General features: G+C 31.6%; 25 protein-coding genes. 13 read left to right on the forward strand and 12 right to left on the reverse strand.

Going from position 1 to position 24,221, the window contains the following annotated elements:
• Positions 1-29 precede the first annotated feature (29 nt).
• Entirely contained in the window at positions 30-1,343 is a 1,314-nt protein-coding gene (locus tag ACTTBM_RS06775) for an MFS transporter (protein WP_440635264.1), read from the forward strand.
• Positions 1,344-1,347: 4 nt separating this feature from the next.
• Here ACTTBM_RS06775 and ehuA read toward each other — a convergent pair whose 3' ends face one another.
• The 5 genes from ehuA to ACTTBM_RS06800 all read right to left on the reverse strand — a co-directional run bounded on the left by ehuA (position 1,348) and on the right by ACTTBM_RS06800 (position 5,295).
• The gene (gene ehuA / locus ACTTBM_RS06780) at positions 1,348-2,136 is read right to left on the reverse strand and encodes an ectoine/hydroxyectoine ABC transporter ATP-binding protein EhuA (RefSeq protein ID WP_262589570.1); all 789 of its coding nucleotides are present in this window, start codon (positions 2,134-2,136) and stop codon (positions 1,348-1,350) included.
• A 3-nt stretch (positions 2,137-2,139) separates the two neighbouring features.
• A complete protein-coding gene (ehuD, locus tag ACTTBM_RS06785; RefSeq protein WP_262589572.1) occupies positions 2,140-2,817 on the reverse strand; it encodes an ectoine/hydroxyectoine ABC transporter permease subunit EhuD in 678 nt (225 codons plus the stop codon).
• A gap of 3 nt (positions 2,818-2,820) precedes the next feature.
• A complete protein-coding gene (gene ehuC, locus ACTTBM_RS06790) occupies positions 2,821-3,492 on the reverse strand; it encodes an ectoine/hydroxyectoine ABC transporter permease subunit EhuC (protein ID WP_262589574.1) in 672 nt (223 codons plus the stop codon).
• 71 nt (positions 3,493-3,563) lie between these two features.
• Positions 3,564-4,409, reverse strand: a complete 846-nt coding sequence (locus ACTTBM_RS06795) for a transporter substrate-binding domain-containing protein (protein WP_440618683.1) — start codon at positions 4,407-4,409, stop codon at positions 3,564-3,566.
• Positions 4,410-4,506: 97 nt separating this feature from the next.
• Positions 4,507-5,295 (reverse strand): MOSC domain-containing protein, encoded by a 789-nt coding sequence (locus ACTTBM_RS06800; RefSeq protein WP_440635265.1) that lies wholly within the window; start codon positions 5,293-5,295, stop codon positions 4,507-4,509.
• A gap of 18 nt (positions 5,296-5,313) precedes the next feature.
• Between ACTTBM_RS06800 and ACTTBM_RS06805 the strand changes: the two genes are divergently transcribed.
• Genes ACTTBM_RS06805 through ACTTBM_RS06830 form a run of 6 tightly spaced genes read left to right on the forward strand, consistent with a single transcriptional unit; the run spans position 5,314 to position 11,100 of the window.
• Positions 5,314-6,138, forward strand: coding sequence for a phytanoyl-CoA dioxygenase family protein (locus tag ACTTBM_RS06805; protein WP_440635266.1), 825 nt, complete (start codon positions 5,314-5,316; stop codon positions 6,136-6,138).
• A gap of 4 nt (positions 6,139-6,142) precedes the next feature.
• Positions 6,143-6,823 (forward strand): formylglycine-generating enzyme family protein, encoded by a 681-nt coding sequence (locus ACTTBM_RS06810; RefSeq protein WP_440635267.1) that lies wholly within the window; start codon positions 6,143-6,145, stop codon positions 6,821-6,823.
• 26 nt (positions 6,824-6,849) lie between these two features.
• Entirely contained in the window at positions 6,850-8,187 is a 1,338-nt protein-coding gene (locus tag ACTTBM_RS06815; protein ID WP_440635268.1) for a pectin acetylesterase-family hydrolase, read from the forward strand.
• 2 nt (positions 8,188-8,189) lie between these two features.
• Complete coding sequence (locus tag ACTTBM_RS06820) at positions 8,190-9,200, forward strand: Gfo/Idh/MocA family protein (protein ID WP_440635270.1); 1,011 nt, start codon at positions 8,190-8,192, stop codon at positions 9,198-9,200.
• Positions 9,197-10,276, forward strand: a complete 1,080-nt coding sequence (locus ACTTBM_RS06825) for a Gfo/Idh/MocA family protein (protein ID WP_440635271.1) — start codon at positions 9,197-9,199, stop codon at positions 10,274-10,276. The genes ACTTBM_RS06820 and ACTTBM_RS06825 overlap by 4 nt, the downstream gene beginning before the upstream one ends.
• On the forward strand, positions 10,273-11,100 hold the full coding sequence (locus tag ACTTBM_RS06830) for a phytanoyl-CoA dioxygenase family protein (protein ID WP_440635272.1): 828 nt from the start codon (positions 10,273-10,275) through the stop codon (positions 11,098-11,100). The genes ACTTBM_RS06825 and ACTTBM_RS06830 overlap by 4 nt, the downstream gene beginning before the upstream one ends.
• On the opposite strand, the gene ACTTBM_RS06835 is transcribed toward ACTTBM_RS06830, so the two are convergent.
• Positions 11,093-11,563, reverse strand: a complete 471-nt coding sequence (locus tag ACTTBM_RS06835; protein WP_440635273.1) for a GFA family protein — start codon at positions 11,561-11,563, stop codon at positions 11,093-11,095. The two genes, ACTTBM_RS06830 and ACTTBM_RS06835, sit on opposite strands and share 8 nt — an antisense overlap.
• A 29-nt stretch (positions 11,564-11,592) precedes the next feature.
• On the opposite strand from ACTTBM_RS06835, the gene ACTTBM_RS06840 reads away from it, so the two are divergent.
• On the forward strand, positions 11,593-11,820 hold the full coding sequence (locus tag ACTTBM_RS06840; protein WP_440635274.1) for a hypothetical protein: 228 nt from the start codon (positions 11,593-11,595) through the stop codon (positions 11,818-11,820).
• Here the strand turns inward: ACTTBM_RS06840 and ACTTBM_RS06845 are convergent.
• The 6 genes from ACTTBM_RS06845 to mobA are packed head-to-tail and all read right to left on the reverse strand — an operon-like array spanning position 11,813 to position 18,038.
• Entirely contained in the window at positions 11,813-12,862 is a 1,050-nt protein-coding gene (locus ACTTBM_RS06845; RefSeq protein WP_440635275.1) for a threonine aldolase family protein, read from the reverse strand. The two genes, ACTTBM_RS06840 and ACTTBM_RS06845, sit on opposite strands and share 8 nt — an antisense overlap.
• Before the next feature lie 2 nt (positions 12,863-12,864).
• Positions 12,865-13,980 (reverse strand): serine/threonine protein kinase, encoded by a 1,116-nt coding sequence (locus tag ACTTBM_RS06850; protein WP_440635276.1) that lies wholly within the window; start codon positions 13,978-13,980, stop codon positions 12,865-12,867.
• A 5-nt stretch (positions 13,981-13,985) separates the two neighbouring features.
• A complete protein-coding gene (locus ACTTBM_RS06855) occupies positions 13,986-15,203 on the reverse strand; it encodes an aminopeptidase P family protein (protein WP_440635278.1) in 1,218 nt (405 codons plus the stop codon).
• A 6-nt stretch (positions 15,204-15,209) separates the two neighbouring features.
• Positions 15,210-16,115, reverse strand: a complete 906-nt coding sequence (locus ACTTBM_RS06860) for a DMT family transporter (protein ID WP_440635279.1) — start codon at positions 16,113-16,115, stop codon at positions 15,210-15,212.
• 49 nt (positions 16,116-16,164) lie between these two features.
• The gene (locus ACTTBM_RS06865) at positions 16,165-17,418 is read right to left on the reverse strand and encodes a molybdopterin molybdotransferase MoeA (RefSeq protein WP_440635280.1); all 1,254 of its coding nucleotides are present in this window, start codon (positions 17,416-17,418) and stop codon (positions 16,165-16,167) included.
• Positions 17,415-18,038 (reverse strand): molybdenum cofactor guanylyltransferase, encoded by a 624-nt coding sequence (gene mobA / locus ACTTBM_RS06870; protein ID WP_440635281.1) that lies wholly within the window; start codon positions 18,036-18,038, stop codon positions 17,415-17,417. Before mobA ends, ACTTBM_RS06865 begins: the two co-directional genes overlap by 4 nt.
• A gap of 24 nt (positions 18,039-18,062) precedes the next feature.
• Between mobA and ACTTBM_RS06875 the strand changes: the two genes are divergently transcribed.
• The 5 genes from ACTTBM_RS06875 to fdhF are packed head-to-tail and all read left to right on the forward strand — an operon-like array spanning position 18,063 to position 24,220.
• Positions 18,063-18,461, forward strand: coding sequence for an iron-sulfur cluster assembly scaffold protein (locus ACTTBM_RS06875; protein ID WP_440613951.1), 399 nt, complete (start codon positions 18,063-18,065; stop codon positions 18,459-18,461).
• Positions 18,462-18,938: an HPP family protein gene (locus ACTTBM_RS06880; RefSeq protein WP_440635282.1), complete on the forward strand. Its 477-nt coding sequence runs from the start codon at positions 18,462-18,464 to the stop codon at positions 18,936-18,938.
• 2 nt (positions 18,939-18,940) lie between these two features.
• Positions 18,941-19,780 (forward strand): formate dehydrogenase accessory sulfurtransferase FdhD, encoded by an 840-nt coding sequence (fdhD, locus tag ACTTBM_RS06885; RefSeq protein WP_440635283.1) that lies wholly within the window; start codon positions 18,941-18,943, stop codon positions 19,778-19,780.
• 16 nt (positions 19,781-19,796) lie between these two features.
• On the forward strand, positions 19,797-21,452 hold the full coding sequence (locus tag ACTTBM_RS06890) for an NADH-ubiquinone oxidoreductase-F iron-sulfur binding region domain-containing protein (protein ID WP_440635284.1): 1,656 nt from the start codon (positions 19,797-19,799) through the stop codon (positions 21,450-21,452).
• Positions 21,452-24,220: a formate dehydrogenase subunit alpha gene (gene fdhF, locus ACTTBM_RS06895; protein ID WP_440635285.1), complete on the forward strand. Its 2,769-nt coding sequence runs from the start codon at positions 21,452-21,454 to the stop codon at positions 24,218-24,220. Before ACTTBM_RS06890 ends, fdhF begins: the two co-directional genes overlap by 1 nt.
• Position 24,221: the final 1 nt, after the last annotated feature.

Below are 24,221 nucleotides of genomic sequence, written 5' to 3' on the forward strand. Positions count from 1 at the left end.
CGCAATTTATTGATACTTAAAATTTAGAAATGCAAAAAGAAGTAAAAAAATCCTGGGCCCTATTTATAGGTATTGGAACCATGATGATAGCTCATGGATTACAAATGCAGATAATGGGTATTAGATCTGTACTTGAGGACTTTAGTGTTTTTACCACAGGGGTCTTCATGTCAGGTTATTATATCGGCTACTTTGTTGGATCTAGAACAACTCCAAATTTTGTATCTAAGGTTGGTCATATAAGAGTGTTTGCAGCTTTTGCATCCCTTGCATCACTTAGCGCATTACTTGCGGTAGTTTATGTAAATCCATTTATGTGGACAGTAAGTAGATTTATAACAGGTATCAGTTTAGTTAGTTGTTATGTTGTAACTGAAAGTTGGTTAAACGATAGAGCAACTAATAAGAATAGAGGACAATTATTGTCTACTTACATGATGGTAATTTATTTTGGTCTTGCAGTTGGAATGTTGTTACTTAACTTAAGTGAACCAAAAGCATATGAACCTTTTATTTTGGTATCTGTGCTTTTATCTTTAGCGCTTGTTCCAATTTTATTAACAAAAAGACCAGCTCCAAAATTTAAAAAAATTGAAACAATTAGTATTAAAGAACTTTATGAGATCTCTCCTCTTGGAACTTTTAGTTCTTTTTTCACTGGTGTAATTCATGCAGCATTTTTTTCATTGATCTCAGTTTATGCAACTCTTGCTAAACTCAGTCTGTTTGAAACTTCAATTTTATTATTTATTGCAACGATTGCAGGTGTATTTGGTCAAGGACCAATTGGATATTTTTCAGATCAATACGATAGAAGAAGAGTAATTATTGTAACAACATTTGGAAGTTCTGCTTTAGCATTATTATCAATTTTAACTTCTAATGATCCTATACAAAATATTTATTACATGGATGAACTTGCATTTAAAAAAATAGTTTTCTTTATTGCGGTTGGTCTCTATTCAAGTTTATGTCTTCCATTGTTCTCATTAAATCTTGCACATACTAATGACTTTGTACCAAAATCTAAATTCGTTGCTGCTGGAGGAGGACTTCAATTAATCTTTGGTGTTGGTGCAATAAGTGGTCCAATTTTATGTTCACTGTTTATGGAATGGTTTGGATTAAATGGATTTTTTGTTTTTTTAATTATAGTTCATGCTTTAATTGGTGCATTTGGTTTATACAGAATGAGAATAAGAGAAACTGTGGACAATCCTGATTCTACATTTACACCTGTTCCTGCAACCATCACACCTGCTGGATTAGAATTAGACCCAGATACTCCAGCAACATTGGAAGAAACTTCTAAAACTGATAATCCTGAAATTAAAAATTATTAAATTTTTAATGCGAGTCTAATACTGCATGTAAAAATTGTTTAGTTCTCTCGTTTTGAGGATCTCCAAATAATTTTTCTGGTGGCCCTTCCTCAAATATTTTACCTTCATTAAAAAAACAAACTCTATCAGAAATCTCACGAGCAAAACCCATTTGGTGAGTGACCATTATCATAGTCAAACTGTGCTCTTTATTAAGGGAACGGATAACGTTTAATACTTCCCCCACTACCTCAGGATCAAGCGCAGAAGTTATTTCATCTAAAAGCATAACTTTGGGTCTCATGGCAAGAGCTCTTGCTATAGCAACCCTTTGTTGTTGACCTCCTGAAAGCCTACTTGGGTGTTGGTCTTTTTTATCAGTCAAACCCACTAACTCTAGTAACTCTAAAGCTCTTTCCTCTGCTTCTTCTTTTTTAAGACCTAAAACTTCAATTGGTGCTTCTATGCAATTTTGTAAAGCTGTCATATGGGGAAACAAATTAAATTGCTGAAACACCATCCCAATTTTTGAACGTCTTTCTCTTAAATACTTTTCACTTGCCTCAACAAGGTTACCATTTTCATTCATATGTGTTAGAGGTTCTCCGTCAAGATTAATTACACCTCCGTTTATTTTTTCTAAAGTCATCAAAACTCTAAGGACTGTAGTTTTACCTGATCCTGAAGGTCCAATTATTGAAACCATCTCATTTTTTTTAATATCTAGATTTAATTTATCCAAAACTACTAGGTCACCATATTGTTTAGTTACTTGATCAAACTTTACAATTATTTCGTCAGATGCATTTTTCATAATTTATTTTTTTATTTTCCCTTGTGCTTTATTAACATCATTTTCTAATTTTCTAACCCACATTGCAGCAGGAATTGAAAGAGTTAAAAATATAAGTCCAACTAAAGTGTAAGGTTCTAGATATCTGTAATTATATCCACCTACTGCAGTTGCTGCATGGAATAATTCTGCAACTCCTATTGTTGAAAGTAATGGTGTATCTTTAAAGATACCTACTAAATAATTACCCATGCCTGGTATAGCAATAGGAAATGCCTGTGGCAGAACTATTCTTCTGTAAGTATAAATTGTTGAAAAATTAAGAGCTCTACATGCTTCCCATTGAGATTTTGGAACTCCTTCCAAAGCACCTCTGTAAACTTCAGATAAATAAGTTCCAAAATGAAGACCAATAGTAATCATTCCACAAACCCAAGCTGATAGAGTAATTCCAAATTGTGGTAATACAAAATAAACAAAAAATAACTGAATCAAAAGTGGTGTTGATCTTATAAACTCTACTATTTCTCTATTAATCCAGTTAACAATTTTAAAAGGAGTTTTTTGACCTAGTAAAAAAAATAAACCAACTATTAAAGCGATTGCATAACCTACACCAGCTGCAAGAATAGTATTTAAAGTTGCAATTGCCATTTGTGGCAATATTTCAAATGTAAAATCCCATCTCCATCCCATTTGCATAACTTAAATTCTTTCCTTTCCAACTTTTCTTGCTGCCAACACTTCTAACCATCTTAAAAATGGGACTAATGCAAATCTAGCAATAATATAATAAATCAGTAACGCTGTTCCAAAACACTGAGCAGATAACCAAGTAATTGAATTAATTTGTTTTGCTTCAAAAGTTAAATCCACAACTGTTACCAATGCAACTAATGCTGTCGCTTTTAATAATTCGACAGTTAAATTTGCTGCAGGCGGAAGAATTATTGGAAATATTTGTGGAATAATAATTCTTTTAATTCTTTTTGCTGGAGTAAAATTTAAAGCATGTGCTGCCTCCCATTGTCCCTTAGGGACTGCAAGTATTCCTGCTCTAACTATTTCTGCACCATAAGCACCAAAGTTTAAACCAAGGGCGACTACTCCTGCTGTAAATGCTTCAAGCGATATTCCAAAAAAAGGTAATACATAATAGGCCCAAAATAATTGAACCAATAAAGAAGTTCCTCTGAAAAATTCTATATATACTGTAGCAATTCCTTGTATCGCTCGATTTTTAGAAAGTCTCATCAGACCAAAAATCATAGAAATAATGACATATAGAATCATAGAACAAACAAGCACTTTTACTGTGGTTACTGTTCCTAACAAAAGTGTAACGCCGTGTTCGTTTAAAAATTCAAAATATGTCAAAGTATTTTCCTTTAGATTTTAAAAACCAGGCAACAATTAAGTTGCCTGGTTTAATTTTTTAATAGTGTAAATTATTTAGTTGAGCAAGCCCACTCTGTAGTCATGTCAGGTGGAGGTAGTTGAGCTTTATCATAGCCATACTTACCAGCTCTCTCTAACATTTTATCAGGGTTAGCCAAAACTTTAGCTAAAGCTACGTTGAAAGCATCTCTGAACTTACTATCACTTTTTCTAAAACCAATACCTACTACGTTTACAGTTTCTTTAGGCATTAATTTAGGATCAGTTACTTCAAAAGCTCCGCCAGTTTTTTCCTCATGCTCTTTTGCACCAAAGAAAGTTTGTACAGCAGCATCAGCTCTTCCAGCTTTCATTGCTGCTAAAATACCAACTTCACCTTCTACTAAAAGCATTTGGCTATCTGGAACACCAGCTTTTTTTGCAGCTTCTACAGTGTTAAAACCAGTTCCTGTTACAAGTTTAGCTCCAGTTCTTATAACATCCTCGTAATTATTAATTCCTTTAGGGTTACCTTTTGGAACTAACATTGCATCACCAAATACTCCGATTGGATCTGAAAAATCAATGTTAGCACATCTGCTTTTTAAAATGTACATACCACCAGTAATCATGTCTGATCTGTCAGCATTTATTCCTGGAATAAGACCTGACCATTCAAAAACTTTAGTTTCATGCTCAGTAATTCCCATTTCTTCTAAAACAGTTAAAGCAATCATGTTTACAAAACCTAATGCTTCACCATTATCTCCAGCATATGCCCATGGCACAGCAGTACCAAAACCTAGTCTTAATTTGTGACCATCTGCAAGCCTTTCAGTTAATGTTTTTGCATTAACAGTCGAAATACTAAACAGAAGAACAAATAAAACAGTTAACGTCTTATATATTTTTCTCATTATATCCCCTTCGTTATGTTTTGATAAAGTTAACCAGATTGGGGGGTCTGTGTACACAGTAATTGAAATAAATATTCAATCCTGAGTTGTCTGTAATTTATTTTATAAGGATTTTTTCTGATAAATTTATTTCACCATCATTTTCAGGTGTCAGATAAACACCCATGTCATAATGATCGTAAGTTTGTTTTAAAGTTTTAAGTAAATTGAAAGAATTATCATCTGTTTCAGGTTTTAAGTTTATTGCAACACATCTTGGAATATTTTTTTCAACTTTAAACAAAACATCATTTATTATTATAGTTTTACCAATCCAGTTTCTTTCTTCCCAAGCATCTATTCCATCAAAATATAGATTGCCTCTAAAAATAGATTTTTCAATTTTTTGATCAATTTTATTTCCAAAATCTTTAATACTATTAATATTTAAAAGAGAAATTGAGTTTCTAAACATAGACTTATTAGATATAGAGGTATCATAAAAAGGATACTCGTCATTTCTCATAAGTCTTATATCGTTTTTTAAAGACCCCTCTAGTTCAATTAATTTTCTTACAAGATCATCTCTTTCATTTGTTTCATTAACGTTAACAGTAATAATTTCTGTATTATTTAGCGTTAAAGTTAACTTATTGTCCTCATGTAAAAAATTGTACTTATTAAACACTGGTGTGTTTTTAAGTGTTACGATTTTATTCCATTTACCTTTTCTTGTTTCAGGATTTTTTTCGAATTCTAAAGATTGATCTAAATTAAGATTTTGTGAAAAAGCAAAAACTCTATCACCTTCTATACCAACATTTTTATTAATTTTACATTTTTCAATATTTTGAAATGAAATCGATTTTACAGGACAGTTATGTATTGAAGTAATAATAGCACTCATATAATCTTTAAAAATAATATGACTTATCTTAATTCAAATCAACAGAAACAGTACAATGAAGAAGGATATGTTGCTCCTTTAGATATTTTAACTAAAGAAGAAGCTTTAGAAGCAAGAAATGAAATTGAGTTAATTGAAAAAGAAATGCCAAATGAAATTGATAAATCTGGCAGATACAATGTCCACTTAATCTCTCCTAAACTAGATGCAATTGTTCATAATTCTAAAATTCTTGATGCAGTTGAAAGCATTATTGGAAAAAATATTTTAGTTTGTAGTACCACCTTGTTTATAAAGGATCCTAAGCAAGAAGGATTTGTAAGTTACCATCAAGATGCAAAATATATTGGGTTAGAACCTCATAATTGGGTTACTGCATGGATAGCTATTACAGATTCAAATAATGAAAATGGTTGCATGAGAATGTGGCCTAAATCTCATATTGAATTAAAAGATCATAACCAAAAGTTTAATAAAGGAAACCTACTAACACGTGGTCAAACAGTGGAAGGAGTACCAGAAAATGAAGTTAAACCCGTAGAGCTTAAAGCAGGTCAAATGTCATTACATCACCCAAGAATAGTTCATGGCTCTGGAATAAATAAAAGTAATGATAGAAGAATTGGTTTTGTAGTTCAAAGTTACATAGGAACTAATGTTAAACAAATTTTAGGAAAAAATAGTGTTCAAATTGCTAGAGGAAAAGATGAATACCATTATCACGAAGTTATTAATCGTACTAATTCATTAATGAGTGAGGAAGGCAAGTCTTTAAGAATTAGAGAAAATAAATATCTACAAGAAATCTTTTATAACGGTTCAGAAAAAAAGGGGTCCTACTAATTAAATGAAAAAACTTATTATCCTAAGTTTTTTTTTATTTTCTAAAACATTTGCCTTTGAAAACACCAAAATTGATTTTGGAAATTTTTCTTTAAATAAATATGAAATTACTATCCAAGAATTTAAAAATTATGCCAAAAAAAATAATTTAATCACTGAAGCAGAGAAAACTGGTGGTGGATATGAATGGGGTGCTGGTTGGGAAAAAAGAGCTGGTTGGACATATAAAACCCCATACGGCGAAAATCCTGATAGTGAATTAGAACCAGCGGTACATGTTAGTAGATACGAAGCTGAGGATTACTGTAAATCAATAGATGGTAGACTGCCCACTTTTGATGAATGGTCTTACGCTGCATACAAGCAGGTATTTAATTCTTCAGAGTTTGAAAAAGGCAAAGTCTATAAATACCCAAGTGGGGATGAAGCTAAAAATATGAATTCTCAAGGATTATTAAATTATGACAAACATATGGATGTAACTAAACTACCAGACGGAATTAATGGTTTAGTTGCAATGGGAGGAAATGTTTGGGAATGGATAGACGATCAAAAAAATGATAATTCATTAACAGCTGGTGCATCGTGGTGGTATGGAGGTTCTAAGACTTCTAAAAGTGGAGCACAATACAAACCATCTAATTTCTATGCAATTTATGTTGGTTTTAGATGTGCCTTCGACTAATATTTTAAAAATCCAAAAATTATTGAATGATAAAATTTTTTATTACATTATTTTTTTTAATTTTTACTATCAGCTCTAGTTTTTCAAACGAGTTAAAACTTACTAAAAATCCTGATGCTGTTTGTAACAATGGTGAGCAAGCTACATTTACAATAAAAAAAGCAAAATCAAAAAAATGGGCAATAATTTTACCTGGTGGTGGTGTCGCACGAAATGCTGATGAATACATATCACGATCTGACGGTATGAAGTCACCTGAATTAAAACCTCATTATTTTGGACAGGCCATAGAGAAAGATGTTGAGGATAAAAATTATAATATGGTGTTCATTCCTTATTGTTCTAGCGATCTTTATCAAGGTAACCATTTCAACATTGTAGATGGTAAAGAAATTCCTTTTAAAGGAAGGGTAATAGTTAATGATGTTATAGATCAACTTGATGAACAGCTTAAGAAAGCCGATGAGATTATGTTTTTAGGTTATTCGGCGGGAGCAATTGGTATTGGATTTCATGCAGAAAGAATTGGGCAGTATAATAATGTAAGAGTTTTAGTGGATAGTTTCTGGTTCGATGAAGAAACAACTAAATTTTATGAAAATTTTGAAAAAAATAATGATCGAAGCTTTATCTATAAAGGATCCATGGAAGCTTGTAATGATAGTTGGGTTAGTTGTTTCCCCTCAAGAAAAAACTTTGAAAAAAATAATATAAAAGATGTATTTTTTATTTGGAATATCGGAGACAGGTATGCGGATCCAATTAAAGATAAATTAGCTTTAAAAAAAGCAATCAAGAAAGATTTAGAATTTTATAACTCTGGGTTTAGTATTGAAGCTGACAAGAGAAAAATTTCAGGATTTGAGGATTGGGGACACGTCTTAGCTTGGGATAACAAAACTTATACTAAGAACTATTTTGATATGAGTCTTCAAGAAGCGGTAAATAATTGGATAGACAAGAAAGGAAATGCATTAGTTGTTGATTATTTACTTAGTGATGAAAAAAAAGCTGAAATTAATAAAAAACTCAAGAAATTTGATGGAAAATATAAATTTAAATTGTATCGACTTGAAAATGATAAAAAAATGAAAATTGGTAATGGTAAAATTAAAATTAATAATGGAGAGTTACTTTTTAATATCAAAAAAAGTAAACTTAAAACTGGTCCAAAAGATTTTTACGAAACAGCAAATTTAAAAATTAACTCTAACGGTCAAATTAACGGAACGATCAAACTTGATATTTTAATGGGAAAAGATCGTTCAGAAATTTACAATTTTAATGGGAAAATTAATGAAAAAATCTTTGGGATATCTCCAGAAGAAACATATTTAAAAACTTATCTAGAAATAAAAAAATAATTATGAAAAAAACATTAAATCTTGGTGTTATAGGTATCGATCATGGTCATATCTTTGACATGTTGAATGAAATGTTAAATGAAGGATGTACGTGTGATCATTTTTGGACAGAGGGTGATCCATTAACTCTAGAGGAATTCAATTCAAAATACCCAAACATTAAAAGAAAAGAAAATAAGGAAGAAATATTAAATGATCCCTCAATTGACATGATTTTAATATCTTCAGTTCCTAAAGATAGAGCTCATAATTCAATAGAAGCTTTAAAAGCTGGAAAAGATGTGATGGTCGATAAACCTGGTTGTACTACTTTAGATCAATTAAATGAACTTAAACAAACAGTTAAAGAAACTGGAAAAATTTGGTCAGTTAATTTTTCAGAAAGATTTCATGTTGCAGCTGTTGCTAAGGCTGAAGAATTAGTAAACGAGGGAAAAATTGGTCAAGTAAAACAAACAATTGGAACAGGTCCACACAGACAAGGCAACTATGAAAGACCTGATTGGTTTTATGATAGAGAAAGTTATGGTGGAATAATTACTGATATAGGCTCACATCAAATTCATCAATTTTTAGTATTTACAAATTCAAATGAAGCGAAAATTAATCATGCACTTATAGAAAATACTACCAAAAAGGAAAAGTCTGGTTTTCAAGATTTTGGAGAAGTAAATCTAACTGGAAATGGTGGACATGGTTACGTTAGATTAGATTGGTTTACTCCAGATGCACTTCCAACATGGGGAGATGGAAGATTATTAATACTTGGAGATAAAGGCTATATAGAAATAAGAAAATATACAGATTTAGCAAAATCAGAAAAAGGTAATCATTTATATTTAGCAAATAATGAAGAAGTTAAATACATCGATTGCTCCGATGTTAAGCTACCCTACTTTGGAAATTTAATTAATGATGTAATCAACAGAACTGAAACTGCTTGTTCTCAAGAATTAACATATCTTTCAATGGAACTTGCAATAAAAGCACAATTAAAAGCTGAAAAAAAATGAAAAAGTATCAAGTAGCAATTATTGGAACCAACATCGGCGCTAAGCACTATGAAGATTTTCAAAAAGTCAAAGAAAGATTTAATGTTCACACTTTATGTGGGCTTACAAGAGAAGCAATTGACAATATTTTATCAAATGACACCGAAACAAACGTGTCACTCAACTTTGATGAAGTATTAAAAATAAAAGAAATAGATATCATTGATATATGTCTTCCACCCCACTTACATTTTTCAGCTTGTAAAAAAGCTATGGAAGCTGGAAAGCATGTAATTTGTGAAAAGCCATTAGTATCAAGTCTTAAAGAAGTCGATGAATTAGAAAAGATCAGTAAAGAAACGGGTAAAATTATTTTTCCAGTTTTCCAATATCGATATGGTTTAGGATTTTCTAAATTAAAAGCATTAATAAAATCTGGTTTAGCAGGAAAACCATTGGTTGCTTCATTAGAAACTCATTGGAATAGAGGAAAAGATTATTATTCAAAACCTTGGAGAGGAACTTGGGAAGGTGAACAAGGAGGAGCTATATTAAGTCATTCAATACACATTCATGACTTAGTAAGCATGATTTTAGGTCCAGTTTCAAACGTATTTGCTAAATTATCAACGAGAGTAAATGATATTGACGTTGAAGATTGTGCAGCTTTATCAATTGAAATGAAAAATGGAACACTGGTTACTAGCTCAATTACACTTGGAGCAGCAAACGATACAAGCAGACTTAGATTTTGTTTTGAGGGATTAACAGCGGAGTCTGGAGCATCTCCGGATAAACCATACAGTCCAGCGGATGATGAATGGCATTTCTTACCAAGATCTCCGGTTACTCAAGCCCAAATAGATGAAGTGTTCGCAAAAGTAAAGGAACCTCAATCTTGGTATGCAGGTATGTTTGATGAAATTGCAAACAAATTAGATGGATCTACTAGTGATGAGGTAACTTTATCAGATGCTAGAAAATCTTTAGAATTTGTTACCGCTGTATACGATTCTTCAAGACAAAATAAAAATATTAAACTTCCTATAGATAAAGACAATCCGCTTTATCATTCATGGTTACCAAATAAATCATGATAAACTTTGAACTCTCTGAGAATTTAGTTGAAGAGTTTAATAATAATGGGTTTCTGATTTTAGATAATTTTTTAGATTTAAATTATATTGAAGATCTTAGAAATAAATTTGAGCCTTTATTTAAAGGTAATTTTGAAACAGGTATTGAGCCAGATGAGTGGAACTGGAAATTTGGTAAAGATCCTGAAGATGTTACTCGTCAAATCTGTAATGCTTGGAAAGCAGATCATTTAATAAAAAAAGTAGTTTGTCATAAAATAATTGGTGAAGTTTGCTCTCATTTAATGAAATGGCAAGGTGCAAGATTAGTTCAGGATAATGTTTTATGGAAACCACCTGGAGGAAAAACCTTAGGCTTTCATCAAGACGCTGCTTATGATGATTGGCTTATTCCACAAACCATGATGACTTGTTGGATGTCATTAGATGACACTTCAAAAGAAACTGGAACATTAGAGTATATTAAAGGCTCTCATAAATGGGGTCTTCAACCACCTAAAGGAGAATTTCACTCACCAGAAGATTATAAAAAAGAATTAAATATTTTTGCTGAAAAAAATAATAAACAAATAGAAGTTTCTTATGTAGAAGTACCCGCTGGTGGTGTTTCATTTCATCATGGATTTACCTGGCATGGATCAGGAATAAATACTTCAAATAACAATCGACGAGCAATTGTTTCTCATTGTGTTCCAAGTAATGCCAAGTTTCACCCAACAAATGAAGGTGGAACAGCTAAAACTTACAAAAAATACAAAAAAGAAAATAGTGATTTATTAGATGAAGAATATTTTCCTCTATTGTGGGAAAGTAATTCTATTTAGATCCATCAAACCTATCTTCATCCTGTTTAGTTGGATTATAAGTAGGTGATGTCTCAAATTGTTCTTCACATTTAATATCAATATAAGGTGCTTTTGATCTTGTAAAAATTTCACCTGATACTCCAAACCAAAAACTCGGTGGATCAAATGTTGCAGCAGCAATTGCTGTTAAACCTTTTAAAGCAGGTGCTGATATGGTCCAATAAACACTGGTTCCACATTTTTTACAAAAATTTGTTTCAAAAGTATTTCCACTCTCAGTTACAAATTTATATTGATTATAATTTTGTGAATGATGTTTTACATTTTCTTCTTTAAACCAAGCACCAACACCAAAAGGACTACCTGATCTTAGTTGGCAATATCTACAGTGGCAAACTCTAGCTCGTTCTGGATTACCTGTTGTTTCGTATCTGTTTTCTCCACAAGCACAGCCACCTTGATGAATCTCTTTATCTGACATAATTAAAGACTATAATATTTTAAAATAATATGAACAAAGAAAACGCAAGTAAACTCTGGAAAATTATTCAGGAAGCTGGCGATTATTTGGTGGGACAATTACCTGACCATCCAAATCACCCTAAAGGAAGAAACCCCTATGCTCATATTGCTATTTGTGTGAAAAGCAAATTCAATGCAAGTTACAAGGATATTCCTGATGAACAATTTGATGAAGTTATAAAGTATATTGAATTTTTAAAAGAGAATCCTAGTTAGCTTTAATAGTATTTAACAATTCATCAACATCACTATCTTTAGTGTTCCAAGCAGCAACTAGCCTCACAGCTTTGCCATCCAATTCTTCTTCGTTCATCTTGTAACCTTCTGAATTAAGATGTTCTATTTTTTCTCTTGGAAATTTTGCGAAGACTTCATTTGCTTCAGTTGGATAAGCAATTTCAATATCATTATGCTTACTTAGACCATCACTTAATTTTTTGCCCATTGCATTAGCGTGTTTTGCGTTTCTGAGCCAAACATCATTTGAAATGTAGGCATCTAGTTGAGCAGATACAAAACGCATTTTAGATAACAAGTGCCCTGCTCTTTTCATTAAAAAAGCAATGTCCCCTACTAATTCTTTCTTAAAAAATATAATTGCTTCAGCTGCTAAACATCCATTTTTAGTTGCTCCAAATGACAATACATCGACCCCTGATTTCCAAGTCATTTCGGCAGGAGTTACGCCTAAAGATACCAATGCATTAGCAAATCTAGCACCATCCATGTGTAAATTTAGTTTATGTTTGTGAGTTATCTCTGCAATTTTTTTGATTTCATCTAATTGATAAACTTCCCCTGTTTCACAGACTTGAGTAATGCTAACTGATGAAGGTTGGGTGTGATGCACAATTCCTTTTCCACCTATCGATTGGTGTAATTCTTCTGCAGTTATTTTTCCCATTATTCCAGTTAAAGGGATTAATTTTCCACCTCCTGTATAAAATTCAGGTGCACCACATTCATCAGTATTAATATGGGACATTTTATGACAATAAATATTTCCATACGAAGGTGTCATCGTAGATAAAGCCAAAGCATTAGCAGCTGTTCCTGAAGCAGTTGGAAAAACAATTACCTCTTTTTCAAATATTTCTGAAAACTTATCTTGTAATTCAGTTGATAAAGGATCATTTCCATAAGGAGTACTGTCTCCTTCATTTGCTTTAATAATTGCCTCTAATACCTCAGGACAAGCACCAGCAACATTATCGGAGGCGAATTTAACTCGCTCTCTTTTTGTTTTTATTTTAGCCATTGTTATTGTTTTGGAAAATAATCTTTTAAAGTACCTTCTCTATATACATCTGCTGTGCAACAATGAAGTCCTCCACCAAATGCATAGGCATCTCTTAATTCTACTGGTACCACTTCCATTCCTAATTTATCTAATTGTTCAGCTTGATAGATTTCACTTTTCTCAACACAAACTGTTTTGGGATCTAAAACTAAAACATTCATTGATAACCATGTTGAAGAATAACAAAGTGGTGGCGGTTCGTTATGTGCTGGTTGAGCACTATCAACAATTTCCCATCCATTATCTTCAAAAAGTTTTCTTTGTTCTTTTGGCAATCTTCTTTGAGGATTATTGATAATTAAACCTTCTTTTATTGGGGTAAAGGTTGCATCAATGTGAATAGGATATGGATCTCCTGGGAAATTTACTGCGTGTACTCTATGATCTTTGTAATGTCTCTTTAACCAATCAATTCCTTTTAAATTAGTTGTAAATCCATGCTGAACAACCAAATCTTTTCCAAATCTCAATACATCTGCTGCATCAAACAATGGCTCTTCTTCAGTAGTTACGAAATATTTTTTCTCAGTCCACTCTAATCTTTTTTGAACACCAATTTTATCTGATAGATAATCTTTTCTATAATCTGCGTCTGTTAGTCTTGGTTTTGGAGCAGACTCGTGTCTCATGTTAGGATCTTGATTGTAATAATCTTTAAGAAGTGGTCGGTAACATAGATATTCAAACCAACGACATCTATAACTCATTGTTGCTTCTAAAATTTCATTACCTACAGTTAACAAAACATCTCTTGGAGGCATGCAACCAAACATAGTTTCTGCTTCCCAATCTGGTGTTGATGTCTTTTGATTAAAATCAATTGGTGTTGGTCGATCAACTTTGATGCCTCTTTTTTGAAGCATGTTCGAAAAGTTATCTAACAATTCATTTGCTTTATCGACAGTGTCTTTGGTTCTTGGACCAAACTGTCCTCGCATATCACTATCTTCAGGAACTTTTGCATCTAATGCTGGTTCTGGTGCGGGTATACAAGTGCCATCCGCTCTTCCAACAATTACATGTTTTAACGGATCCCACTCGTTCCAACTATTAACAATAGTTTTATTCTCGCTCATAAAGATTAGTTTTTTATAATATTATGCTCAGGCCCGAAAGGAAATTTTGTAATATTTTCTGCTCCATCTTTACCTATTACTAAAATATCGTGTTCTCTATATCCACCCGCACCAGGATTACCTTCTGGGATCATTATCATTGGCTCCATAGAAACGACCATATTTTCCTCAAGAACAGTATCAATATCTTCTCTTAATTCTAAACCAGCTTCTCTTCCATAAAAGTGAGAAAGCATACCAAATGAATGACCATAGCCAAATGTTCGGTACTGAAGGTAACCAAGTTCAGCAAATAATTCATTTAGCTCATGACAAATGTCTGAACATTTAACACCTGGTTTGATTAATTCTAGTCCACGCTTGTGTACTTTAACATTTGCTTCCCAAGCTTTAAGTGAAGCATCATCTGCATGATCTAAAAACAAAGTTCGCTCTAGAGCAGTGTAGTAACCTGAGATCATTGGGAAAGTATTTAAAGATAAAATATCTCCTTTAACTAATTTTCTATTGGTCTTTGGATTGTGAGCTCCATCTGTATTGATACCTGATTGAAACCATACCCAAGTATCCATGTACTCTGCACCTGGATAACTTTTAACAATCTCTCTTTCCATTCTATCTCTTGCTGCAATTGCTACTTCGATCTCCGTGTTATCTTCTCTAATATTTTTAACTATTTCTTCACCACCAATGTCTGCAATTCTTGCGCCATTTCTTATAATCTCTATTTCTTCGTTTGATTTAATCATTCTAAGTTTCATTAAATCTTTTGAAACATCACTAAACACAGAAAAAGTAAAAATAGACCCTATTTTTTCTCTCATATCTAACGTGACATGATCATTTTCAATTCCAATATTTTTTGGAGGCTCATCTCTTCCAATAATTGATACAATTGCTCTTAAAAAATTATCTCTTTTCCAATCAGTATAAATAACGTTATCACAATGCGATCTACGCCATGGTTGGCTTGCATCAATATTAGCTGAAATTGTTGAAATTTTATCTTGAGTAATCACACATCCATATGGTCTTCCAAAAGAACAGTAAATAAAACCTGTGTAATACGCAACGTTATGCATGGAGGTTAAAATAATCATATCAAGACCATTTTTTTCCATCACTGATCTAAGTTTACTTACTCGATCATTATATTCTTTATCTGTAAATGGTAATTTTACTTTTTCACCATTTTTAAGTTCAAAAAAATCTGGTCGTTCCATAATAATTTAATTTAATGCTATGTAGCGTTTATTCCATCTCATAATTAAGCTGTAGTAAAATAAAGATACAAACAAAAAGAAACCTCCAATAATTGTATTTGTTGATGGTACTTCATTAATTCCTAAAATTGGTAACCAAACCCAAAATATTCCACCCACAACTTCTGTTAAAGATAACAATGTTAACTCAGCAGCCGGAATAGCTTTTGAACCAATTGAGTATAAAATTAATCCTGAACAAACTAAAAATCCATGAAGTGAAAATAAAGAACTATTATAACTCGTATCAAAGAATGCTTGTCCAGTAGATAAAATCATAATTGATGCAAACACAAAACAAAAGAAACCAGCAAAAGCAACTGTTGTAAACTTAGGAGTTTCTTTTCTCCATCTTAATGAAACTGAAAATACAGAAAAACCTATCGAAGAAGTTAGTCCAAATACAAAACCAATTAAAGATTTCTCACCAGTATTACCAATTGCCATTATCAATATACCAGCTGAAGCAATTATAATTGATATCCAAACATTAAGTGAAATTCGTTCTCTAAGAAATAAAAATGCCAAAAGAGCTGTAAAAAAAGGCATTGCAGCTAAACAAAGTAAAGTAACAGCGGCACTGGTGTTTGTTATAGAATAAATAAACGTGATCATTGCAACTCCAAGACCTGAGCCACCAACTATCCCCGATAATCCTATTTTATAGTAATTTTTGTAGAAGTTTTTTCCTTCTTCAAAATACAGATAGAGATTAAGTAGAATAAAAATAGTTAAACCTCTTCCAAATATATACTGCCAAGGAACAAGATTGGGACTATCCATATACCTTACAACCAAAGGTCCAAATGACCATAATATGCCAGCAAACAGTACAATTGGGACAGCAAGTTTTGGATTTCTTAACTCTAACATTTGTAGAAATCTAATTCTAAAAAGATTTTTCTACAACAAAAATACGTTTCTAAATCAAAGATTGATTAGAATGGTTGGGGAAAAAACAATCTAAGATATCCCCTTTTTTAAATTTTGATTTCCCTGCTGGCAACAAAGACCAAATGTTTGATTTAACAAAAGACTTTACTCTAAAAGACTCTTGCCCTTGCAAAATCTCAACTTCTATTTTTCCATTTTTAGTTGTGCTTAATTTGCTTTTTGCAAACCTTGTAAAATTCTGTTTTTTTGAAAAGCTATTTTTTAAAGTTGCCCTAATAGGCTGTTCTTCACTTAGTCCTAAAATGTTTTCCATAAAAGGAATAACGAAAAATCTAAAGCAAGCAGATGATGACATTGGATTTCCTGGAAGACCAAATATTGCTTTTTGTTTTCCTTTAATTTTAGCAAATAAAATTGGTTTTCCTGGTCGGATTGCTACACTTTTAAAATAATTGGATAATTTAAATGTCTTAACAACACTTGGAATATAGTCATATTTTCCAGCAGAAACAGCACCTGATGTTATCAATATATCAGTATCACTACTTATAAGTTTTTTAATTTGAGATTTATAAATATTTTGATGCTTATCTCTAAGTATTCCACCATTTTTAAAATTAAATAAAAAGTTTTCTTTAAGGTTTTTGATGTAATGACTATTAGAGTTTCTAACTTTCCAGTTTGGAATATTATCTTTGTCAGTAATTTCATTACCAGTTGAAAAAAATAAAATATTAATCTTTTTTTTAACTTTAATCTTATTTATCCCCAAAGTTTTAAAAGCTAAAATATGATTTGGTTGAATAATTGTATTTTTTTTGACAACCATCTCACCCTTTTTAAAGTCTGAACCTGCAAATCTTACATGATTAAACTTTTTAATTTTTTGATTAATTAAAATATATTTTTTATTATTTTTGTTTGGATAAAAAATAATTTGTTCTATTGGGATAATTGTATCAAAACATTTTGGAATTATTCCACCTGTCATTATTTCAACGGCATCATATTTTTTAATTTTTTTATTTAGTGATTTTGTTCCTGCTGCAATAGATCCAATTATTTTAAATTGTTTTGGCGAATTTTTCTTAATTCCATTAGTATCTTTTGATTTAATTGCAAATCCATCAAATGCAGCGTTATCTCCTGCTGGATAATTGATCTTTGAATAAATATTATCTGAAATCACTCTGTTAAGAGAGTTTTCACTTAATATAATTTCATCTTTAATTTTAATTTTTGCTTTTTTTAAAATTTTTCTAGATTGATCGTAACTAATCATTTTTTTAATAATTCTTTAGCTTGTTCTAAATCTTTTTTTGTATTGATATTAAAGAAAGGATCTTGATTTGGAAACTCCATATTAATTGTTTTAACTCCAATACTATTAGCCCACAATTCAACTTTCCGAGCTCCTTTTTCTAGATCATTTTCTAATTGATCTAATAAACTCATCGACCATAAACCAAAGATGTTATGTCTAGTATTGTTTGATTTTATAAAGAATAAACTACTTTCATTTTCATCAATTTGATTAATGAATTGCTCTAAAATTTCTTTTTTAAAAAAGGGAGTATCTACTGGAAAAGTTGCTATCCATTGATAATTTTTATTATGATCTTTTACCCATTTCATTGCTGACAGAACTCCACCTAAAGGGCCAAGATCTTTTTTAATATCTCCAATAAGTGAAATTTTATCTGAATTAGTAAATTTAATTGAATTATTTGATACTATTAATACTTCCTTAAATTCATCAATTATTTCTGCCAAGATATAATCAATTAATATTTTATCAGCTAACAATATCTGAGATTTATCTTCACCAAACCTTTGTGACTTACCGCCTGCTAGCACTGTTCCTAAAATATTGTTATGTTCCATGAATAAAATATAAAACATTCAAAGTTGAATTAAAGAAATTAAATGGATTTAAGAATTTTAGAAATCGCGTCTCACACAGAAAATAATAAAGTTTTAGAAAACTTTACTCACAAATCAAAAAATAAAAATCCAATTTGTGGAGACGAGATGGAAATAAGCTTAATTGTCAAAGATGACGTTGTAAAAGATATGGGTTATCAGTGTAAATCTTGTATTTATTGCCAAGCATCTGTCAGCTTATTATCTAGAAAAATTAAGGATAAAAACTTAAAGGAAATAAAAGATTTTGTTACAGCTGGTGAAAAATTGTTTGAAGATGTTAAAGTAAGTCTAGAAAAACACTGGAAAGATTTTAAAGAAATTTTAGATAAAAAAAATCTTTCAAGGAAAGAATGTTTGCTTTTACCTTTAAGAACAATTGTTAAAGCATTAAAAATATAAATGATAAAAATCACAAAACCATTATTGCAAAAAGCATTGATTGCAGGTTTTTTTTCAACAATCACTATAGGGGTACTTACAGTATTAACTTACAAAAGTACTCTTGGATATTTTATTGCAGCATCATTTGGCTCATCCATGGTTTTATTGTTTGGATTTCATGAAAGTCCTTTTGCTCAACCAAAAAATGTTTTCTTTGGACATTTGTTAACTGCATTAGTGGGTGTTTTATTTGTTAATTTTATACCACTTCCAATTTATATGAGTATTGCATTTGCAGTAGGTGTTGGAGTGTTCTTAATGATTTTATTAAATGTTGTTCATCCTCCCGCAGGAGGAAATCCAATAATTGTTATTATTGGAAGTGCTTCTTATGATTATTTAATCAATCCAATTATATTTGGATGTATCATAATTTTGTTACTCGCAATCATAATCAATAAATATTTATTGCAAAAAAACTATCCTTTAAAATAATTATGAATTCAAAATATAAAGTTTTAAAGTATTCATCTAATAATTTTAAAGATGTTGAAGATTTAGTTTCTATTGAAGAACCATTAGAGATTTCTTTAAAGTACAAAGAAAAAGATAATTGGGTTGAGCAAACTTTATCTATTACGATGAGAACTCCTGGTGATGATGAAGATCTTGTAAGAGGATTTTTATTTAATGAACAAATTGTAAAAAGTTTAAATGATATTGATGGTATTGAAAGTTATGGAGAAAACGTTGGTCAATATAAAATTCAAAATAAAATACTAGCAACACTCAATAATTCAGAAAATGTTAATATATCAAAAATTAAAAGAGATTTTTTAACCAACTCATCTTGTGGTGTTTGTGGGAAATCTTCATTGGATGCACTTGAGATAATTAAAACTACAAAGACAAATGCCTCTGAACCTAAAATTTCAAAAGATGTAATTATACAATCTCCAGATATTTTAAGAAAAGGGCAGTCTGAATTCAGCAAAACCGGTGGTATCCATGCAAGTGGTCTATTTAATAGTGATGGAAAATTGATAGCTCTAAGAGAAGATGTTGGAAGACACAACGCTTTAGACAAACTTATCGGCTGTGCTTTGGAGAAAAACCAATTTGATCCAAAAGACCAATTTATTACGTGTTCTGGGAGACTTAATTTTGAGCTAGTTCAGAAGGTTTTAATGACAGATATTGGTATTATGATCGGGGTTGGTGCGCCAACAAGTCTTGCTATCGATTTAGCTAATAAGTTTGACATTACCCTCATAGGTTTCGTAAAGAGGGACAGTTTTAATATTTACACAAATAACAAAAAAGTTAAGGTGGAATAATAATAAAAGGGAAATTGTGTCAAAAAATATAAGTAATTTATCTGGAAGAATAGGCTTAAAAGACAACCTATTTAAGCAAATTTCAGAGAACACATTAAGTGAAAGCCCTCAAGATATTAAAGAAATTGCAAAAAAACATAACCTTGGAGTTTCAACACTTCACGGTGCTGAATCTTTTTATGAATTTTTAAGACCTTCACATAGAGAAAAAAAAGCTTTCGTATGTAACGGAAGTGCATGCATGTGTGCTGGTACTCAAGACAAACTAAAAGATAAATTAAAAGAAAAATTAGGTGATGACAAAGTTGGAGAGATGTTTTGTCTAGGTCATTGTTATGAAAATCATGCATTTCACTATGATGGTGAAAATTATGCTGGAAAAGATATTGAAAAAATAGATCAAATTTTAAAAGGTGAAGAAATTAAACAAGAAAAGTTTTTCTCTAAGAGTTATGCAACAACTAGTTTTTTAATGGATGATAAATTATCATCAACAGATCAATTTAAAGAACAGTTAAGTAAATTTTTAAAAACAGATAAAAAAGAAATAGTAAAATCATTATTAGACTCAAACCTTACAGGAAGAGGTGGTGCAGGTTTTCCAACAGGAATGAAATGGGATTTCTGTAGTAAAGCAAAAGGTGATAAGAAATATGTTATCTGCAATGCTGATGAAGGTGACTCAGGAGCTTTTTCAGACAGATACCTGTTAGAAGATCAACCATTAAAAGTTATTTTTGGAATGGTGCTTTGTGGATTTGTAATTGGAAGTGATGAAGGAGTTTTATACATCAGAGGCGAGTATCCAAAATCGATTGAGGCGATCAATGGATGTATTAATGAACTTAAAAAATTAAATCTATTAGGTGAAAATATTTTAGGAACAGATTTTTCTTTTGATCTTGGGATTTGTATTGGTCAAGGTGCATATATTTGTGGAGAAGAAACAGCTTTGATAGCTTCTATTGAAGGAAGAAGAGCTGAAGTAGATGTAAGACCTCCCTTCCCTGTAACAGAAGGATTGTATAAAAAACCAACGGTGGTTAACAATGTCGAAACTTTAGCAGCTGCAACTGGAATTTTATTAAATGGATCAGAAAAATTTTCTTCAGTTGGAAATAAAAAGTCAGCTGGAACAAAATTAGTTTGCTTAGATAGTTTCTTTAATAATCCAGGTGTTTATGAAATTGATATGGGAACACCAATGAAAAAAATATTTAATGAAATTGGTGGCGGATACAAAGAACCCGTTAAAGCTTTTCAAATAGGAGGCCCTTTAGGTGGGGTTGTCCCTTTAGGTGAAATAGAAAATTTAAATTTAGATTTTCAAGAGTTTACCGCAAAAGGATTTATGTTAGGTCACGCGAGTGTAGTTAGTATCCCAAAAGATTTTCCAATGGCAGAATACATTCATCATTTATTTGAATTTTCTGCAGAAGAATCTTGTGGAAAATGTTTTCCTGGAAGACTTGGATCTTACAGAGGAAAAGAAATGTTTGATCAAGCTAAGAAGAAAACAGCTAAAATTCCTTTAAAATTACTAGAGGAATTGTTGGTTACTATGCAAAAAGGCTGCTTATGTGCTCTATGTGGAGCGATCCCAACTCCTATTCAAAACATCCTAAAATACTTTGGCGATGAAATGAAAAATGATATGGTGAAAGATAATTAATGAGCTCAGAGAAAAGAAAAATTGCTTATATTGATGGAAAACCTTACGAAATAGGTCCTAATCATACATCTATTTTAAAATTCGTTAAAAGCTATGTTGGTGAAAAAAAGGTACCAACTTTATGTGATGACCCTAACTTAGCACCATATGGAGCTTGCAGAGTTTGTTCAGTTGAAGTTGCTTTAGAAAAAGACGGACCAACTAGAGTAGTTGCATCTTGTCATACACCAGTTGCAGAAAACCAGCACATATTTACTTCAAACGAAGCATTAACAAGTCTTAGAAAAAATATTGTTGAATTAGTTTTAACTGATCACCCTATGGAATGTGATACTTGTGAAGTAAACAATAACTGTGAACTTCAAACAGTTGCAAATGATTTAGGTGTTTCTGATCATAGATACAATAGTCCTAAGCAACATAAAGGAATTCCAAGAGATACTTCTCATGACTACATGAGAATGAATTTAGATAACTGTATTAACTGTGGAAGATGTGTCAGAGCATGTGATGAAATTCAAGGATCATTTGTTTTAACAATGAGTGGTAGAGGATTTGAGTCTAGAATTACAACAGACAACGATATGATGTTTGGAGATAGTTCTTGTGTGTCATGTGGAGCTTGTGCCCATACATGTCCAACGGATGCAATTTCAGATGTATTCCAATCTAAATCTGCAGCTGTAGATAAAAAAGTTAGAACTACTTGTTCGTACTGTGGTGTTGGTTGTAACTTAGAAGCATCAATTAAAGATGATAAGGTAGTTGCAATAGACACTCCTAAACAAACAGAAGTAAACGCTGGTCACACTTGTATTAAAGGAAGATACGCATTCAGTTTTTATGAACACCCTGACAGATTAAAAACTCCATTGATTAAAAGAAATGGAAAGTTTGAAGAAGCTAGTTGGGATGAAGCGTATGACTTTATTAAAAAAGAAATGAATAGAATTACAAAAGAAAACGGACCAGATGCTTTTGCTGGAATTTCTTCTGCAAGATGTACAAACGAAGAAAACTATGTTTTCCAAAAAATGATTAGAGCAGCCGTTGGAACTAACAGTGTAGATTGTTGTGCAAGAATTTGTCATTCGCCTACAGCTTGGGGTATGCAACAAACATTTGGAACAGGTGCTGCAACTAACTCAACAGAAGATATTTATCATGCAGATTTATTTTTAGTGATTGGTGCAAACCCAACTAATGCTCACCCAGTAACAGGAGCAAAAATTAAACAGCAAGTGATGAAAGGTAAAAAATTAATTGTCCTTGATCCAGTAACAACTGAATTAGCTAAACTTGCAGATTATCATATCAAACTTAGACCTGGAACTAACGTTGCAGTTCTAAATATGATGTTACACTTTATTATTAAATCTAAACTTTATAATGCTGACTTTGTAAGAGATAGAACAGAAGGTTTTGATAATTTCTTAAAAGAAATTGAAAGACAGGATGTTGATCAATTAGCAAAAGTTGCTGGTGTTGATAAACAACTAGTTAAAGAAGCTGCAATTGCTTATGCAACAGCTAGAAATTCAATGGAGTTCCACGGATTAGGAGTTACTGAACACGAACAAGGTTCTAAAACAGTGATGTTAATTGCTGATTTAGCAATGATTACAGGAAATATTGGAAGAAAAGGTGTTGGTGTAAATCCACTTAGAGGCCAAAATAATGTACAAGGTGCTGCGGATATGGGATGTCAGCCTCACCAAGGTGCAGGTTATTTTGAAGTAGCGGATGAAAACAATCAAAAATTTTATACTGAAAAATATGGTGTAACTCACCCTACTAAACCAGGTTTAAAAATCCCTCAAATGTTTGAGGCTGCAATCAGTAAAGAACTAAAAGGTTTATGGATTATTGGTGAAGATATAGTTCAAACAGATCCAAATAGTGCACATGTTATTGAAGCAATGAACTCATTAGAGCTATTAGTGGTTCAAGAAATATTTATGAGTGAAACTGCAAAACTTGCAACTGTCGTTTTACCAGGAACTACTTTCCTAGAAAAAGATGGAACTTTTACAAATACTGAAAGAAGAATTCAAAGAGTTAACAGAGCAGTTCCTCCATTACCAGGTACAAAACCAGATGGACTAATTGTAACTGAGATGATGCAAAAATTAGGTTTTGATCAACCATCTTATGATGCAGATCAAGTATTAGCAGAGATTGCTGATGTGGTACCATTCTTTAAAGGTGTTACTAGAGAGAGACTTGGTAAATTAGGATTACAATGGCCTGTAAAAGAAGATGGAACAGATACACAAATTCTACACACAGAAACATTTAAACTTGGAAAAGGAAGATTGAAAAACTTTGATTGGAAAGAATCTAGTGAGATAGAAGCTAATCAAAAAGATTATCCATTAATTTTAACTACAAGTAGAGTTTTACAACACTACAATGCAGCAACAATGACAAGAAGAACAAAAAATATAAACATTGTTGATGAGGATGTATTACTAATTCATCCAAAAGATGCAGCTCATAGAGATTTAAATACAGGTGATATTGGAAGATTATATTCTGGAAGAGGAGAAGTTGCTTTAAAAGTTGAAGTAACAGACAAAGTTAAAGAAGGAATTGTATTTACAACATTCCACTTCCCAGAACATATGGTCAATATGGTTACTGGTCATGGAAAAGATGAAGAAACAATGTGTGCTGAATACAAAGTTTCATCTGTTGAAGTTCAAAAAATTTCTAATCAATTTAAAACAGAAGTTAAGCCAAAAGAACATCAAGCTGAAGTTAGTTAAT

The sequence above is a fragment of the Candidatus Pelagibacter sp. HIMB1746 genome (assembly GCF_052047555.1).
Classification (GTDB): Bacteria; Pseudomonadota; Alphaproteobacteria; order Pelagibacterales; family Pelagibacteraceae; genus Pelagibacter.